This window comes from Roseovarius sp. THAF27, from assembly GCF_009363655.1.
Lineage (GTDB): Bacteria > Pseudomonadota > Alphaproteobacteria > Rhodobacterales > Rhodobacteraceae > Roseovarius.
Genome location: NZ_CP045393.1, coordinates 1,667,183 through 1,683,655, shown reverse-complemented (window position 1 = coordinate 1,683,655; position 16,473 = coordinate 1,667,183). Strand labels below are relative to the sequence as shown.

13 protein-coding genes are annotated in these 16,473 nt (G+C 66.1%); 2 read left to right on the top strand and 11 right to left on the bottom strand.

Going from position 1 to position 16,473, the window contains the following annotated elements:
- Positions 1-15: 15 nt before the first annotated feature.
- Positions 16-1,185, bottom strand: a complete 1,170-nt coding sequence (locus tag FIU89_RS08430; RefSeq protein ID WP_152492185.1) for a M20 aminoacylase family protein — start codon at positions 1,183-1,185, stop codon at positions 16-18.
- Positions 1,186-1,249: 64 nt separating this feature from the next.
- On the opposite strand from FIU89_RS08430, the gene mazG reads away from it, so the two are divergent.
- Complete coding sequence (gene mazG, locus FIU89_RS08425) at positions 1,250-2,062, top strand: nucleoside triphosphate pyrophosphohydrolase (protein ID WP_152492184.1); 813 nt, start codon at positions 1,250-1,252, stop codon at positions 2,060-2,062.
- Positions 2,063-2,064: 2 nt separating this feature from the next.
- Here the strand turns inward: mazG and FIU89_RS08420 are convergent, their stop codons facing one another.
- The 7 genes from FIU89_RS08420 to FIU89_RS08390 all read right to left on the bottom strand — a co-directional run bounded on the left by FIU89_RS08420 (position 2,065) and on the right by FIU89_RS08390 (position 11,571).
- Positions 2,065-2,904, bottom strand: coding sequence for a DUF2189 domain-containing protein (locus tag FIU89_RS08420; RefSeq protein WP_152492183.1), 840 nt, complete (start codon positions 2,902-2,904; stop codon positions 2,065-2,067).
- Between the two features lie 71 nt (positions 2,905-2,975).
- A complete protein-coding gene (locus FIU89_RS08415) occupies positions 2,976-4,388 on the bottom strand; it encodes an amidase (protein ID WP_152492182.1) in 1,413 nt (470 codons plus the stop codon).
- A complete protein-coding gene (locus FIU89_RS08410) occupies positions 4,378-5,202 on the bottom strand; it encodes a hypothetical protein (RefSeq protein ID WP_152492181.1) in 825 nt (274 codons plus the stop codon). The genes FIU89_RS08415 and FIU89_RS08410 overlap by 11 nt, the downstream gene beginning before the upstream one ends.
- Positions 5,195-6,325 carry a peptide chain release factor 2 gene (gene prfB, locus FIU89_RS08405; RefSeq protein WP_152492180.1) on the bottom strand — a complete coding sequence of 377 codons (1,131 nt, stop codon included), beginning with the start codon at positions 6,323-6,325 and terminating at the stop codon, positions 5,195-5,197. Before prfB ends, FIU89_RS08410 begins: the two co-directional genes overlap by 8 nt.
- A 99-nt stretch (positions 6,326-6,424) precedes the next feature.
- Positions 6,425-8,947: a penicillin-binding protein 1A gene (locus FIU89_RS08400; RefSeq protein WP_152492179.1), complete on the bottom strand. Its 2,523-nt coding sequence runs from the start codon at positions 8,945-8,947 to the stop codon at positions 6,425-6,427.
- A gap of 88 nt (positions 8,948-9,035) precedes the next feature.
- Positions 9,036-10,250 carry an N-acetylmuramoyl-L-alanine amidase gene (locus FIU89_RS08395; protein ID WP_152492178.1) on the bottom strand — a complete coding sequence of 405 codons (1,215 nt, stop codon included), beginning with the start codon at positions 10,248-10,250 and terminating at the stop codon, positions 9,036-9,038.
- A 178-nt stretch (positions 10,251-10,428) separates the two neighbouring features.
- Entirely contained in the window at positions 10,429-11,571 is a 1,143-nt protein-coding gene (locus FIU89_RS08390) for a pyridoxal phosphate-dependent aminotransferase (RefSeq protein ID WP_152492177.1), read from the bottom strand.
- Positions 11,572-11,709: 138 nt separating this feature from the next.
- On the opposite strand from FIU89_RS08390, the gene FIU89_RS08385 reads away from it, so the two are divergent.
- Entirely contained in the window at positions 11,710-12,462 is a 753-nt protein-coding gene (locus FIU89_RS08385) for a DsbA family protein (protein ID WP_152492176.1), read from the top strand.
- A 103-nt stretch (positions 12,463-12,565) separates the two neighbouring features.
- On the opposite strand, the gene ispG is transcribed toward FIU89_RS08385, so the two are convergent.
- The 3 genes from ispG to hemA all read right to left on the bottom strand — a co-directional run bounded on the left by ispG (position 12,566) and on the right by hemA (position 16,458).
- The gene (ispG, locus tag FIU89_RS08380; protein WP_152494447.1) at positions 12,566-13,696 is read right to left on the bottom strand and encodes a flavodoxin-dependent (E)-4-hydroxy-3-methylbut-2-enyl-diphosphate synthase; all 1,131 of its coding nucleotides are present in this window, start codon (positions 13,694-13,696) and stop codon (positions 12,566-12,568) included.
- Positions 13,697-13,802: 106 nt separating this feature from the next.
- Positions 13,803-15,095, bottom strand: a complete 1,293-nt coding sequence (locus FIU89_RS08375) for a helix-turn-helix domain-containing protein (RefSeq protein ID WP_152492175.1) — start codon at positions 15,093-15,095, stop codon at positions 13,803-13,805.
- 139 nt (positions 15,096-15,234) lie between these two features.
- Positions 15,235-16,458, bottom strand: coding sequence for a 5-aminolevulinate synthase (hemA, locus tag FIU89_RS08370; RefSeq protein ID WP_152492174.1), 1,224 nt, complete (start codon positions 16,456-16,458; stop codon positions 15,235-15,237).
- Positions 16,459-16,473: the final 15 nt, after the last annotated feature.

The window sequence follows — 16,473 nt, the reverse complement described above, 5'->3', positions numbered from 1 at the left end:
TTGCGCCCTCCCTCGTTATCCGTTCAGCGGTTGCGCCCGCTCCACCAGCCGGGCAAAGAACGATGCTCCCACCGGCGCCACGGCATCGTTGAAGTCAAAGCCGGGATGATGCAGCGCCGGTCCCTCGCCCTGTCCCAGAAACAAGTAAGCGCCGGGCCGCGCGTTCAGCATGAAGGCGAAATCCTCCGCCCCCATCTCGCGCTGGCGGTCGGTCTGCACCATGTCGGCTCCAGACACCTCGCCCGCCACCTCGGCGGCAAAGGCAGTCTGGTCGGCATGGTTCACCGTCGCCGGATAGCCTGTCTCGATCCGCAGCGCCGCCTCGACCCCGTAAGAGGCCGCCTGCCCCGCGACGATCTCTGTCAGCCGAGTGTGCACCATCTGCTGCACCTCCAGCGCGAAGGTGCGGATCGTGCCGTTCACATAGGCCGTCTCGGGCACGATATTCTCGGCGCTGCCGGTGTGGATCTGCGTCACCGAGACGACGAGGTCCTGCAAGGCATGGTGATTGCGGCTGACGATGGTCTGGATCGCCTGCACCATGCCCGCCGCCGCAACGACCGGATCGCGCGTCTCGTGCGGAAAAGCGCCGTGCCCACCCTGCCCGGTGATGTCGATATGGAACGTGTCCACCGCCGCCATGATCGGCCCCGGCGTCGTGCAGAACCGCCCTTCGGCATCGCCCGGCATGGTGTGCAGCGCATAGACCTGTTCGATCCCGAACCGCTCCATGATCCCTTCCTCGACCATGATCCGCCCGCCGCCCGGACCCGCTTCCTCGCTGGGCTGAAAGATCAGCGCGACCCGGCCTTTGAAATTGCGCGTCTCTACTAGGTACCGTGCAGCTCCCAACAGCATCGTCGTATGCCCGTCATGCCCGCAGGCGTGCATTGCCCCAGGCGTCTGCGAGGCATAGGGCACGCCCGTCGTCTCATGAATCGGCAACGCGTCCATGTCCGCCCTCAAACCGATGGTCGGCCCCGGCCCCTGCCCCTCGATCACCGCCACCACGCCGGTCCTGGCGATCCCGGTCTCGATCTGCATGATGCCGAACTCCCGCAACCGCTCCACCACAAATGCGGCGGTCTCAAAGCAGTCGAACCCAAGCTCGGGCCGCTGGTGCAGATGCCTGCGCCACGCCGTCATGTCCTCGGCAAATCCTGCGATCCGGTTGATGATAGCCAAGCGTCTGGACTCCTCTTTGCTCTGCGGTCAGGGTCCACTCAACGCCAGAACCAAGGAGGGTGCAATGCCCGATGACCTGATCCATGACCCCAAGGGCGGGATGCCCCGGCTGCGCGCGATCATGCGGGCGCTGCGCGATCCCGACACCGGCTGCCCGTGGGACGTCGAACAGGATTTCGGCACCATCGCCCCCTACACCATCGAGGAAGCCTACGAAGTCGCCGACGCCATCGAACGCGGCCAGTGGTCCGAGCTTCGCGACGAGCTGGGGGACCTCTTGTTGCAGGCCGTGTTCCACGCCCAGATCGCCGACGACAAGGGACTGTTCGACTTTGACGACGTCGCCAATGGCATCGCCGACAAAATGGTCGCCCGCCACCCGCATGTCTTTGGCGACGAGAGCCGCGACAAGTCCGCCGAGCAGCAGACGCTCGACTGGGAAACCGTCAAGGCGGCCGAGCGGGCGGCCAAGGCCCAGACCGGTGTGCTCGATGGCGTGGCGGTCGGCCTTCCCGCCCTCATGCGCGCGGTGAAACTCCAGAAACGCGCGGCTCGCGTGGGCTTCGACTGGCCCGATGCCTCGCACGTCCTGGACAAGATCACCGAAGAAGCGCAGGAACTGCAAGAGGCCGCCGACACGCTTGGCCCCGACGAGGTCGAGGAAGAATTCGGCGATCTTCTGTTCGTCATGGCCAACCTCGCCCGCCACATGCAGGTCGACCCCGAACAGGCCCTGCGCCGCGCCAACGCCAAGTTCACCCGCCGGTTCGAGCGGATCGAGGCGCTGCTGGCCGAACAGGGAAAAACGCCGCAGGACTCGAACCTGGCCGAAATGGATGCCCTCTGGGACCGCGCCAAGACCGAGGAAAAGACCTGATCTCAGGTCGCCGCCGCGCCGTTCCGGTCGCCGCCAGTTTCGCCCGCGACACCCTCGTCGGCCGCCGCCACGATCAATCGGTAGAGGTGCCACGTGGCATGGCCCAAAAGCGGCAGCACCACGAATAACCCCAGGAAGGCCGGAACGAGTGCCACGAAGGTCAGCACGGACACGATCGCGGCCCAGCACAGCATCGGCGCCGGATTGCTCGCCACGGTCTGGATGCTGGTGATCATCGCCGTCACGAAATCCACCTCGCGGTCCAGCAGCAGCGGCAGCGCCACCACCGTCATGGAAAACAGCAACAGCGCAAAGGCGGCACCCACGGCGCTGCCCACGGCCAGCATCGTGATCCCCTCGCGCGTCAGGTAGATGTCGTAGGAGGTCGAGACGTTGGTCATGGTCGAATAGCCCAGGAACAGCGCAAAGATCATATGCGCCAGGAAGAACCAGAACAGGAACACCACGATCACCACGGCGCAGATCGACGGCAGCTGCCGGTGCCTCTGGTCAAAGATCACACCCAGAATGTCCCTCGCGACAAGTGGCTCTCCCTGCTCCAGCCGGTGACTGACCTCGTAAAGACCGACCGCCGCGAAAGGTCCCACCAGCGGAAAGCCCACGGCTGCGAAGACCAGCCAGTATGTCTGCCCCGTCACCCACGTAACCCAGATCATGACCCACCCGATGACCACGTACACGCCCGCGAACAGGATCGCATAGCCGGGCGCCCGGCACGTATCCCGCCAGCCTCGGCGCAATGCCGTGCCCAGCATGTCCAGCCGGACGTCGCCAAGCTCCGGCACACCCAGCGGCCGCGCGTGCTGTTCCCTTTCGGCCATGGCATCCTCCCTCGGGCGCCAAGCCTACAGCCTGCCCGCGCGTCGGCAAAGCCGAATTTGAGTTCGGCGCACTACAGGATCGGCGGCCGCGTCTCGGGCCAGCGCGTCGCGCGGTGGTAGGCCTCGGCCAGCTCCAGCAGCCGTGCATCATCGCCGTGCCGCCCGATCAGCTGCAGCCCCATCGGCAGGCCCTGCGGCCCGAAACCGGCGGGCACCGCAACCGCGGGCAGACCCAACAGGCTCGCGGGCACCACCACCTCCATCCAGCGGTGATAGGTGTCCATCCCCTGCCCCGCGACACTCTTCGGCCAGTCCAGCGTCTTGTCGAACGGCCAGACCTGCGCCGTGGGCAGCGCGATGACGTCAAACCGCTCGAAAAACGCGTCCGCAGCGCGCAGCCAGTCAGAGCGCAGCACACTCGCCGCATGCACGTCCAGCGCCGACAGCGCGCGGCCCTGCTCGATCTCCCAGATCGCCTCGGGCTTGAGATGCTCGCGAAGCGTTTCATCCTCGTACATCGGCGACTTGTCCGCCGCGACGGCCCAGCTGCGCAGCGCGGTCCAGGACTGCCACAGCGCCTCGCGGGAAAATGGCGCGGCGGGGCTGTCCACGGCGCAGCCCACCTGCCCCAGAACATCCAGCGCCGCCTCGCACAGGGGCAGGATACCGTCCTCGAACGGCAGCGCGCCGTTCCAATCCGCCAGCCACGCCACGCGCAAGCCTGCCGCCTCGCCGCGCAAAGCGCCGACCGGCGCAAAATCCGGGCCCCGCAGGCCACCCTTTTGCGGCACCGACATCACGTCCAGCTGCAACGCAAGGTCGCCGGGGCAGCGGGCCATCGGACCGTTGGTGGCCAAGCGATGCAAGAAGACATCGCCCTCCGACCCACCCGGCACCAGGCCCCAGCTGGGGCGCATCCCGTAGACGTTGCTCCAGCCCGCCGGGTTGCGCAGGCTGCCCATCATGTCCGAGCCGTCCGCGATCGACAGCATCCCCGCCGCCAGCGCGACCGCCGCGCCGCCCGACGACCCGCCGCAACTGCGCGTCAGGTCATAGGGGTTCGAGGTGACACCATGCACCGGGTTGTAGGTGTGGCTGCCCAACCCGAATTCCGGCGTGTTGGTCTTGCCGATGACAATCGCGCCCGCCGCGCGAAGGGGGGCGATATGCGGGCTGTCTTCGGCGGCGATCTGCCCGGCAAACGCGGGCGAGCCATGGCTGGTGGGCAAGCCCGCCGCATCCGCCAGATCCTTGACCGCGAGCGGCAGACCGTGAAGCGGGCCCTTCGCCTCGGTCTTGTCCGCCGCACATGCCTCGGTCAGCAACGCCTCACGCTCGCGCATCGACACGATGGCATTGAGCGGGCCGTTCACGGCCTCTATCCGGTCCAGTGTCGCCGCCATCAGGTCGGCCGCGCGCAACCGCCCCTCCCGAATCGCGCGCGCCTGGTCCGCGGCGGTCAGTGTCAGCGGATCACTCGACATCGGAACAGATCGGTGGACGCGGCGTGCCACGCTCGGTTGCGTTGATGCCCTCGACCCAGCCCGCGCCGATGGCCAGCATCATCATATCCATCATCGTCCAGGCATTGACCACTTCACCGTCCGTGACATCCGCCAGGGTCTGCCCCACCTCGACGGTGACCGGCGCCACGTTGGCGTCACACGTCACGCGGCTGGCATTGTCGCGCACCAGCGTGTCGAAATGCTCCAGCATCAGCGCCTGGCTGCGCCGGATGGCGTCGATTCTCGGCACATCCGCACAGGCGCCCGTCAGCACCTGAAACCCCATCGGCGTGCGCAGCGGATCGTCGGAGAAAAAGCTGACACGGCCCAACCGCACGCCCTCCGCGATGATCCTGTAATAGGCGGCCGCGGCCGCGTCGCGGGTGAGGCCGTCCTGCTGCACAAGCGCCTGCTGCATGTCCTCGCCCACGATGAAACAGCCGTATTCCTCGAACTCCGCATGGGCGTCGACCGCCCCGATCCCGCGCTGAACCACCGGCGAGGCGATGTCGTAGCGGGTGTCGATCTTCGGCGGCTGAATGGTGCAGATCCCGGGTCCAAGCACGATCCAGTCGCCGTGCCTCTCCGCCTCGCCCCGCGCCAGCGCCGCCTCGGCATAGGTTGTCAAAGTGGCGTGAAACTCCGGCGTCGGCATTTCCTGCGCCATGCGTGACTGCGGCCCGACGGCGCAGCCATTTTCCGACAGGTAGGCCCGCACCGAGGCGTCATCGGCCCAAGCGCCACCAGCGGCCAGCATCATCACGAGGCCCGCTGCGGCAATCGCCCTAGACATCCTCGCCCTGCGCCTCGGCCCGCGACTTGCCCGACACGTCCAGCGCCAGCGTGGCGGCCATGAATGGGTCCAGGTCGCCGTCCAGCACGCCCTTGGTATCGCTGGTCTCGTGCCCGGTGCGCAGGTCCTTAACCATCTGGTAGGGCTGCAACACGTAAGACCGGATCTGGTTGCCCCAGCCCGCGTCGCCCTTGGCCTCGTGCGCGGCGTTGATGTCGGCGTTCCGCTTGTCCAGCTCCAGCTGGTACAGCCGCGATTTTAGCGCCTTCATGGCAATATCGCGGTTCTGGTGCTGCGATTTTTCCGAGCTGGTCACGACGATGCCCGTGGGATGGTGGGTGATCCGCACCGCCGAGTCGGTCTTGTTCACGTGCTGCCCGCCCGCGCCCGAACTGCGATAGGTGTCGATGCGGATATCGTTGGGATTGACCTCGATCTCGATATTGTCGTCCACCACCGGATAGACCCAGACGGAACTGAACGAGGTGTGCCGCTTGGCCGCCGAATCGTAGGGCGAGATCCGCACCAGCCGGTGCACGCCCGATTCCGATTTCAGCCAGCCATAGGCGTTGTGCCCGCTGATCTTGTAGGCCGCCGACTTGATCCCGGCCTCGTCGCCCGGCGTCTCGGATTGCAGCTCGACCGAATAGCCGTGCTGCTCGGCCCAGCGGACATACATCCGCGCCAGCATGTTGGCCCAGTCGCAGCTTTCCGTGCCGCCCGCGCCCGCGTTGATTTCCAGAAACGTGTCGTTGCTGTCGGCCTCACCATTCAGCAGCGCCTCCAGCTCTTTCGCGGCCGCCTTCTTGGCCAACCGCCGCAGCGCCTCCTCGGCCTCGGCCACGACCTCGTTGTCGTCTTCCATCTCGCCAAGCTCGATCAGGCCGGTCTGGTCCTCAAGCTCCGCCTTGATCGAATCGTGCGTCTCGACCGCATCCACCAGCGCCTGCCGCTCGCGCATCAGCGCCTGTGCCTTGGTCGGGTCATCCCACAGGTTGGGGTCCTCGACGCGGGCATTGAACTCTTCCAGCCGGTGCTGCGCGGTCTCCCACCCCATGCGCTGGCGCAAAAGCTTCAGCGAGGTCTCTATCTCGGCAACAAGTGTCTGTATCTCGGCGCGCATTGTGGCGATGTCCTTGGGTCTGCTCAGGGCTTGGTGATATCAAGGCCCTTCGCCGCGGACAAGATCATGCGCACCGCCGCGACCCAGCAGGACGGCCCCTCAATAAAGCCCGCCCGAGCTCATGTTGCCGAAGCTGGATTTCTGACCCACCTGCGCCTTGTTCCCGGTCGAGGTCGTGACCTCGCGCACCTGCTCGGTCTCGCCCGCCTGGAACAGGTCGAAATCGCCGCCCATCGCGTAGCCGCCGTCGAACATGATCCCGAACAGCGGGTCTTCGCCCTCGCGGAAGCATTCCGACACGACGTTGGCGCCAGACGCGCCGTCGGGCAGGCGCGAGCCGGTATAACGGTCGATGTTGATGAAATCGCAGCCCTCGGGGACCTTGAACTCCGAGCCGCCGTATTTCTGGATCGCCTTCTCCATGAACGCCTGGAAGACCGGGCCGCACATCGACGAGCCATAAGCGCTCCGCCCCATGCCGCGCGGCTGGTCATAGCCGATGTAACAGCCCGCCGCGATCGTGGACGAAAAGCCCACGAACCACACGTCGCGCGCGTCGTTGGTGGTGCCGGTCTTGCCGGCAATCGGCACCGGAAGGTTGATCGCACCGCGGGCCGTCCCCCGGTCGACCACGCCTTTCATCATCGACGTCAACTGATAGGCCGTCACCGGGTCCATGACCCGCTCGCGGTTGGACACGATGCGAGGGCTGCGCGACCGCGGGATACCCGGATCGCCGCAATCGGTGCAATCCCGCGCGTCATGGCGATACACCGTGCGGCCATAGCGGTCCTGCACCCGGTCCACCAGTGTCGGCTGCACCCGCTCGCCGCCATTGGCGAACATCGAATAGGCCGCCACCATCTTGTACAGCGTAGTCTCCTCGGACCCCAATGCGTTGGCCAGGAACGGCTTCATGTTGTCGTAGACGCCGAATTTCTCGGCATAGCTCGCCACCGTCTCCATGCCGACCTCTTCGGCCAGGCGGACCGTCATCAGGTTCCGCGACTGCTCGATGCCGGTCCGCAGCGGCGTGGGCCCATAGAACTTGTTCGACGAGTTCTTGGGCCGCCACAATCCCTGCGGCGTATTGATCTCGATCGGCGCGTCCACGACGATCGTCGCGGGCGTATAGCCGCTGTCCAGCGCGGAGGCGTAGACGAACGGCTTGAAGCTCGACCCCGGCTGGCGCTTGGCCTGCGTGGCGCGGTTGAAGACCGAGTGCTGATAGGAAAACCCGCCCTGCATCGCCAGCACGCGGCCGGTGTTGACGTCCATCGCCACGAACCCGCCCTGCACCTGCGGCACCTGCCGCAAGGTCCAGCGAATAAAGCTGCCATCGCTGTCGGCGGTCATGCGCCGCACATGGACGACCTCGCCCCGCTCGAACGTCTCCTGGAAGTTTCCGGGCAGCCAGGCAATATCGTCGCGCGGTACCACGTGGGGCTCGGCCTCGGTCTCCTCGACACCCTCGATGCCCAGACGCATCTGCTGGTCTCCGATCTCCAGGATCACGGCGGGGTACCACGTTCCATCAAGCTCGATGTCGCGCGCAACCCGCGTTTCGGCCAGCGCCGCGCGCCACGCCTCTTCGCTTTCCAGCGCCTCTGCCGGCAGCGTCTTGCCAGTGCCGCGCCAGCGGCCTGTGCCCCGGTCATAGGTCTCGAGCTGTTCGCGTAGGGCTTCGGCCGCGATATTCTGCAATTCCCGGTCGATCGTGGCGCGCACCGCCAGCCCGCCCGAGAAAAACTCGCCTTCCCCGAAATCCTGGCTCAACTGGCGGCGGATCTCGTCGGTGAAATAATCGCGGGGCGGCAACTGTGCCGAAAACGGCTCGAAATCGCCGTTCTGAACCGACCGGAGCGGCATCACCACCTCGGTCTCGTAACTGGCCTCGTCAATATACCCGTTCTCGTACATTTCCTTCAGCACGAAGTTGCGCCGCTTCATCAGCCGCTCTCTCTCGCGCACCGGATGATAATCCGACGGTGCCTTGGGCATCGACGCCAGGAACGCCGCCTCGTGCGGCGCAAGCTCTCGCAGGGGCTTGTTGAAATAGGTCTGCGCCGCCGCCGTCACGCCATAGGAATTCTGGCCGAGGAAGATCTCGTTCATGTAAAGCTCGAGAATGTCCTCCTTGCTCAGCGTCTCCTCGATCCGCGTCGCCAGGATGATCTCCTTGATCTTGCGCTCGATCCGCCGGTCGCCCGACAGCAGGAAGTTCTTCATCACCTGCTGCGTGATGGTCGACGCCCCGCGCACGTTCTGCCCGCGCGAGCGCACCGCCTCGACCACCGCCGCGGCGATCCCGCGCGCGTCATAGCCGCCATGGCTGTAGAAATTCTTGTCCTCGGCCGAGATGAAGGCCTGCTTCACCAGGTCGGGAATGTCCTCGGCGGGCGTGAACAGCCGCCGTTCGCGGCTGAACTCGTCGATGATCCGCCCCTCGCCGGAATAGATTCGGCTGATCGTCGGCGGCGTGTAATTCGCCAGGCTTTCGTGGCTCGGAAGGTCCTTGCCGTAAATGTGAAACACCGCCCCGATCGACAGCGCGATCACCACGACGACAAGCGTCACGAGACTGAAGATCGTGCCCAGGAATGTGGTGATGGGTCTCAGCAAGATACGGGTCCTTTCAAGATCGCCTTCCTATAGGCGCCGCGCGATGCGCCGTCAAAACACATTCCGGTGCGCCCGGGCCGTCGGCGCCTCATTGCCGCACCAGTTCCGCGTTGGCCGCATCGGCCTGGCGCCAGGCCCGGACGGCGTCGCTGACCGCCTGCGCCATCCGGGCGCGCCATTCCGCGTCTGCGATGTTGGCACGGTCCCGGTCCGAACTCAGAAACCCCACTTCCAGCAGGACCGACGGAATATCGGGCGATTTCAGCACCGAGAACCCTGCCATCCGCATGGGGCGCGAATTGAGCGGCAACCCGTTCTCCCTTATGCTCATCTGGATCGCCTTTGCCAGCTGTTCGGCCCGGGGCTGCGTCTCCATCCGCGCCAGGTCCATCAGAACGTCGGCCACCACGTCATCCGATCCCGTCAGGTCGATCCCGGCCAACAGGTCGGCGCGGTCATGCCGCTCGGCCAGCGCCGCCGAGGCGCGGTCCGACGCGCTGTCCGACAGCGTATAGACCGTCGCGCCATGCGCCCGCCCCTCGATCAGCGCATCCGCGTGCAGCGAAATGAACAGCCCCGCCCCGACCTGGTGGGCAATCGCCACCCTCCGCTCCAGCGAGACGAAACTGTCATCCTCGCGGGTCAGCACCACCTTGACATCCGCCTGCCGCAACAGCACGTCCTTCAACTCGCGCGCGAAGGCCAGCATCAGGTCCTTTTCCGACAGGCCGTCCTTCTCCGCGCCCGGATCGATGCCGCCATGCCCGGGGTCGATCACCACCGTGAACAGGCCCGGATCCGCCGCGCGCGCGGCTTTGCCGGGCGACGGATCCTGCCTGTCCCAGCCCGGCACCTTCGGCGCCCCCGAGGCCGCGGCGAAGGCGGCTTCGGTCACTTCCGTCAATTCGATCGACAAGAGCGCCGCGCCCGTCTCCTGCTCAAGCGCCATGTCCGCGGCCCGCACCGCGTACGGCCCGGCCAGCGTGATCACCATGCGCGACCAGCCGGGCCGGAAACTGCCCATGCGCACCTCCCGCGCCCGTTCGGCCATGTCCAGCAGGGCCGCGTCCACACCGCGCCAGTCCACCTCGCGGAAATCCACCACCAGGCGCTCCGGCGCGTCCAGCGTGAACACCCGCCACGGCACGCCCTGGCTCAGCGCCAGTTCCAGCACCAGGCCCTGCCGCGTATCCGACAGCCGCGAGCCGTCCATGTCGACCCGCGCCAGCCCGCCGAAAGAGGACTGCGCCGCCGCCGCCACGGCCCAAAGGCACATCATCATTGCCAGAAACACCCGGATCATACTGCTCAGCCGCTTTTCGGTCTTGGTTGTCGCCAGTCTACACCAGCACGACCGATTCCCACAGCCCGCTTTTCCCCTGGCCGGAAATATCCCGGGGAGGAGGCCGAAACCCGGTTTCGGCCGGAGGGGCAGCGCCCCTCCTCTCCCGAAACCTGCGCGCCGCAGGCGCACACCCGGATCACCGCGTCGCCATGAAGGCCGCCAGCCGCCCCAGGCCATCCTCGATATCCGCCGTCGACCTCGCATAGGAAAACCGCAGCGTGCCGCCACCGCGCACCGGGTCGAAATCCAGCCCCGGCGTCACCGCCACCCCGGCCCGCTCCAGGATCTCGGCGGCAAAGGCCCGGCTGTCATCGGTCAGCTGGCTGACATCGGCATAGACGTAGAACGCACCATCGGGCGGCGCGATCCGGTCGAACCCGGCCTTCGGCAGGCCCTCCAGCATCAGCGCCCGGTTGGCGCGGTAGACGTCCATGTTGGCCTGCAACTCCGGCCCGCACTCCATCGCCGCCAGCGCCGCCACCTGGCTGGCATGCGGCGGGCAGATGAACAGGTTCTGCGCCAGCCGCTCGATCCGGCGCACATGTGTCTCGGGCGCCACCATCCAGCCCACGCGCCAGCCCGTCATGCTGAAATACTTGGAGAACGAGTTGATCACGTAGGCCTCGTCGCTGACCTCCAGCGCGGTGACCGCGCGGGTGTCATACTCGATGCCGTGATAGATCTCGTCGCTGATGAACCCCGCACCGGCCTCTTGCGCCGCCCCCATCAGCGCCGCCAGCGCGTCCCTGTCCAGCATCGTCCCCGTCGGGTTCGCCGGGCTGGCCACCAGCAGGCCGTCCAGCTTGTGCGCCGCCACATCTCCCGGCACGGGCTGATAGCGGTGCCCGGGGGTGGTCTCGATGTCCACCGGGCAGAGGTCCAGCGCCTTCAGGATCTGGCGATAACTGGGATAGCCCGGCGCGCCGATGCCGACGCGCGCCCCGGTATCGAAAAGCGCCGTGAAGGCCAGGATGAACGCCCCGGACGAGCCCGGCGTGATCACCACCCGCTCCGGCGACAGGTCGATGCCGTACCACTCGCCATACAGCCGCGCGATCCGCGCGCGCAGAGCCGGCAGCCCCAGCGCCACGGTATAGCCCATCGGATCGTCCTGCATGGCCCGCGCCAGCGCCGCCCTTGCGCCCTCGGGCGCGGGGGTGCCCGGCTGACCCACCTCCATGTGGATGATGTGCCGGCCGTCCGCCTCGGCGCGCCGCGCGGCTTCCATCACGTCCATCACGATAAAGGGATCGACCTCCGAACGGGTTGAGTTTCGCATCCTTATATCCCTACATTGCCGCCACACCCGGGTTTCACAGGGAAAACGGACGCACGTCAATGCACCTGGCCCGCCACGGCTTGACGCCATCCACGCGAAGCCCCAAACACGCCACGTAATCCGCAAAGGAGAGCCCGGATGACCCGTCCCCTCGTTACCGCGACCGCCCTCGCCCTGGGCCTTGCCCTGCCCGCACAGGCGCTCGACCTCGATGCCATGACCGATGCCGAACGCGCCGCCTTCCGTGACGAGGTCCGCGCCTACCTGATGGAGAACCCGGAGGTCATCATGGAAGCCGTCGCCGTGCTGGAACAGCGCGAGGCCGACGCCCAGGCGCAGAGCGACAAGGATCTCGTGGCCGCCAATGCAGACGCGCTCTTCGATGACGGCCATTCCTGGGTCGGCGGCAATCCCGACGGCGACATCACCCTGGTCGAATTCCTCGATTATCGCTGCGGCTACTGCAAACGCGCCCATCCCGAGGTGACGAACCTGCTGAAGGAAGACGGCAACATCCGCTTCATCGTCAAGGAATTCCCGATCCTGGGCGAGCAATCGGTCACCGCGTCGCGCTTTGCCATCGCCACGCAGCAAGTCGCCGGCGACGACGCCTACCATGCCGTCAGCGAGGCTCTCATGGCCTATTCCGGCGACATCACCGAACCGGCGCTGCGCCGGATGGCCGAACCGCTGGACCTGCCCGTGGACGACATCATCGCCGCGATGGGCAGCGAAGAGGTCACCACCGTGATCGAGGAAAACCACGCGCTCGGCCGCGCCCTTCAGATCTCGGGCACGCCCTCCTTCGTGATGGAAAATCAGATGCTGCGCGGCTACGTCCCGCAGGAAGAAATGGAAATGATCGCCGACGAGATCCGCAACGAAGGTTGATCAGGGCGTTTCCGGGCCAACCAGCCTCACGGAATATCGCGAAACGCAGTGAAACGCGCATATGATACGCGCGAAGATCACCGCGCAAGCCATTGACCGGACATCATTCCGCGGCTTGCGCTCCCTCCCCGGCCGCCTCGATCTCGGCGGCCTTTTTCTCGACCTCCTCGACGATGTGCTCGATCATCTGATCGTTCGACATCTTGTGGCTGGCCTTGCCGGCAAGATAGACCATGCCGCTGCCCGCGCCGCCGCCGGTAAAGCCCACGTCGGTCATCAGTGCCTCGCCCGGCCCGTTGACCACGCATCCGATGATGCTCAGGCTCATCGGCGTCTTGATATGCTCCAGCCGTTCCTCCAGCGCCTCGACCGTCTTGATCACGTCGAATCCCTGCCGCGCGCAGCTGGGGCAGGAAATGATGTTCACGCCCCGGTGGCGCAGGCCCAGCGATTTCAGGATCTCGTAGCCGACCTTGATCTCTTCGACCGGGTCGGCGGACAGGCTGACGCGGATCGTGTCGCCGATCCCCATCCACAGCAGGTTGCCCAACCCGATGGCGCTCTTGATCGTGCCCGAGGTCAGCCCGCCCGCCTCGGTGATGCCAAGGTGTATGGGTGCGTCCGTTGCTTCGGCCAGGGCCTGGTAGGCTGCGGCGGCCATGAACACGTCGGACGCCTTGCAGCTGATCTTGAACTCGTGAAAGTCGTTGTCTTCCAGCACCTTGATATGATCGAGCCCGGATTCCACCATGGCCTCGGGCGTGGGCTCGCCGTACTTGTCCAGCAGGTGCTTTTCCAGGCTCCCGGCATTCACGCCGATCCGCATGGAACAGCCGTGGTCGCGCGCGGCCCTGATCACTTCGCGCACCCGGTCCTGGCTGCCGATATTGCCCGGGTTGATCCGCAGGCAGGCCGCGCCCGCCTCGGCGGCCTCGATCCCGCGCTTGTAGTGGAAATGGATATCCGCCACGATCGGCACCGGGCTTTCGCGCACGATCTCCTTCAGGGCGCGGGCGCTGTCCTCGTCCGGCACCGAGACCCGCACGATATCCGCCCCCGCATCGGCGGCGGCCTGCACCTGCGCGACCGTGCCCTTGACGTCGGTCGTCGCCGTGTTGGTCATGGTCTGCACGCTGATCGGGGCGCCGCCGCCCACCGGCACGTTGCCCACCATGATCTGGCGGCTTTCCCGGCGATAGATATTACGCCACGGGCGGATGTGGTTCAGCGACATCAGTACAGGTCCAGACAAGTTTCAATCCTGCGTCCAAGGTAAGGATGCAGCGCGGCTATGACAATGAAAGGATCGCGAATTAAGGGTCCGGCCCTTCAGGCGCGGATCAGTCCTGTGTCGGCGGTGTCTCGGCCCGCGCTTCGAGTTCGGCCACGTAGCGCGAAAGGTCCTGGTCGGAGTCCAGGTTCGCCACTGGCAGCGCATCGGCCAGCATCTTCGAATCCAGCGGCAGGCCAGAGGTCACCTGCCCGCGCTGCCCGGCCGGGCCATGGTGCACGCCGTTCACGGCGAAATAGATCGCGCCGCTTTCCCCGATCCGGATCGTCGGCGCATCTTCCATCACCGGCACGTCCCAGGTGTCGCCCGCGTTCATGATCGTCTCGTAGATGACACTGCCATCGGGTGCCTGCACCCGAACCCACGCGGGACGGACGGCCACCATCTTCACGCCGGCGGGCTGCTCGGCCAGAACCTGTGGCCCCTGGCGCTCTTCGCCGGTCCGGCCCGTCTGGCCCGTCCGGGGCGCATCGGCGATCTGCGCGGCACCGGCCGTGGCCGTCGCGTAATCGGGCGAGGTCCGGTCCGCCTCCGGCAGCGTGCCGCTGAACGCCCCCACATCGGCAGGGTTCAGCGTGGAAATCGGCGCGTCGCGCGCGACCATTACGGGCACATCCAGCGCCTCGGGCCGGTACAGCCGGTCCAGCCGCTCGTCGCGCGGGGCGTCGAACACCGACGCCGTCGTCGCGGGATCGTTCTCGCGCGTCTCGCCGTCGCTCTGGGCCGGTGCGACGGCGCCGTCCAGCGGATCGAGGTCGCTCAGGACCGCAGGTGTGTTCTCGACCGGGGCGAACTGCACGCGTTGCACCTCGTTCAGGATGCTCCACGCGCCATAGCCCAGGCCGCCGATCAGCAATGTCAGCACCATCGCCGACCCGATCGCGCCCGGCTCGATCCGGGCCAGAAACGATTCAGTGGCCGGCACGAACGGTGTCTTCGGCAAGGCGATGGGATCTTCGCTGCGGGCCTTGCGCCGCATCGGCATCGCGTCGGGGCGGCGGATACTGCTGGCCTCGGCCGACATGCCATGCGCGATGGAGAACCCGCTTTCCGCGCAGAAGCCGGCAAAGGCCCGGTCGGGATCCATGTTCAGATAGCGCGCGTAGGACCGCACATAGCCGGGGATGAAGCCCGGCGTGTCGAACGCATCGGGATCGCAATTCTCGATGGCGGCGATGTAGGAGGCCTTGATGCGAAGCTCGCGTTCAACATCCAGAAGGGATTTGCCCAAAGTCGCTCGCTCACCGCGCATAAGGTCGCCCAAGCGCAACTCAAACGCGTCGAAACCACGCGGCTCGACGTCCGGTTCCCCAGTATATCGCTTGGATCGGAACCCTATCATCAGGTTCTGCCCTCTAACTTCGTGCCTGCGTTTATCCCGCCGCGCGAAACCCTTCATCCGGGTCTGTCCGATTCGCGCGATGCCCTTTTTCTTTATGCACTCTTAGCATAGCGCAAGAAACAATGCACCTGTGACGAAATTATGCTGACAGTTCGGCACGATTCAGCGCGCAATGACTCCAGAGTTCATCCATCGCGTTAACCAGATGGTCCATCTCGCGCGGGCCATGCACCGGCGAGGGGGTAAAGCGCAGCCGCTCGGTGCCGCGCGGCACGGTCGGGAAATTGATCGGCTGCACGTAGATGCCGTAGCGCTCCAGCAGCATGTCCGACAGTTTCTTGGTGTGCACCGGATCGCCCACGATCACCGGCACGATATGCGTGCCGTGGTCGATGATCGGCAGGCCCAGCCCCTTCAACCGCAGCTTCAGGATACCGGCCTGGGTCTGGTGCCGGTCGCGCAGGTCCTGATCGTGCTTGAGATGCGCAACCGACGCGGCCGCACCGGCGGCGACGGCCGGCGGCAGCGACGTGGTAAAGATGAAGCCCGGCGCATAAGACCTTACCGCATCGCACATTTTCTCGCTCGCGGCGATATAGCCGCCCATCACGCCGAACGCCTTGGCCAGCGTGCCGTTGATGATGTCGATCCGGTGGGTCAGCCGGTCGCGTTCGGCCACGCCGCCGCCGCGGGGTCCGTACATGCCCACCGCGTGCACCTCGTCCAGGTAGGTCAGCGCGCCGAACTCGTCCGCAATGTCGCAGACCGCCTCGATCGGGCCGAAATCGCCATCCATCGAATAGATCGATTCGAAGGCGATCAGCTTCGGCGCCGCGGGATCGTCCGCCGCCATCATCTCGCGCAGATGGTCCAGGTCGTTGTGCCGGAAAATCCGCTTGGACCCGCCGTTGCGGCGAATGCCCTCGATCATCGAGGCGTGGTTCAGCGAGTCCGAATAGATGATCAGCCCGGGAAACAGCTTCGGCAGCGTCGATAGCGTGGCATCGTTGGCGATATAGGCCGAGGTGAACAGCAGCGCCGCTTCCTTGCCGTGCAGGTCCGCCAGTTCGGCCTCCAGCCGCTTGTGATAGACCGTCGTGCCCGAGATGTTGCGCGTGCCGCCCGACCCTGCGCCGGTGGCATCGAGCGCCTCGTGCATCGCCGCCAGGACGACAGGGTGCTGCCCCATCCCGAGATAGTCGTTGCCGCACCAGACGGTGATCGGCTGCTCGCCCCCGTCGGGCCGCTTCCAAGTCGCGTGCGGGTACTGGCCATTCGTCCGCTCGATATCGATGAAGGTGCGGTACCGCCCTTCCTCGTGAAGTCGGTTCAAGGCGATATCGAGCTTGGCAGTGTAATCCACGCGGATCTCCTCCTG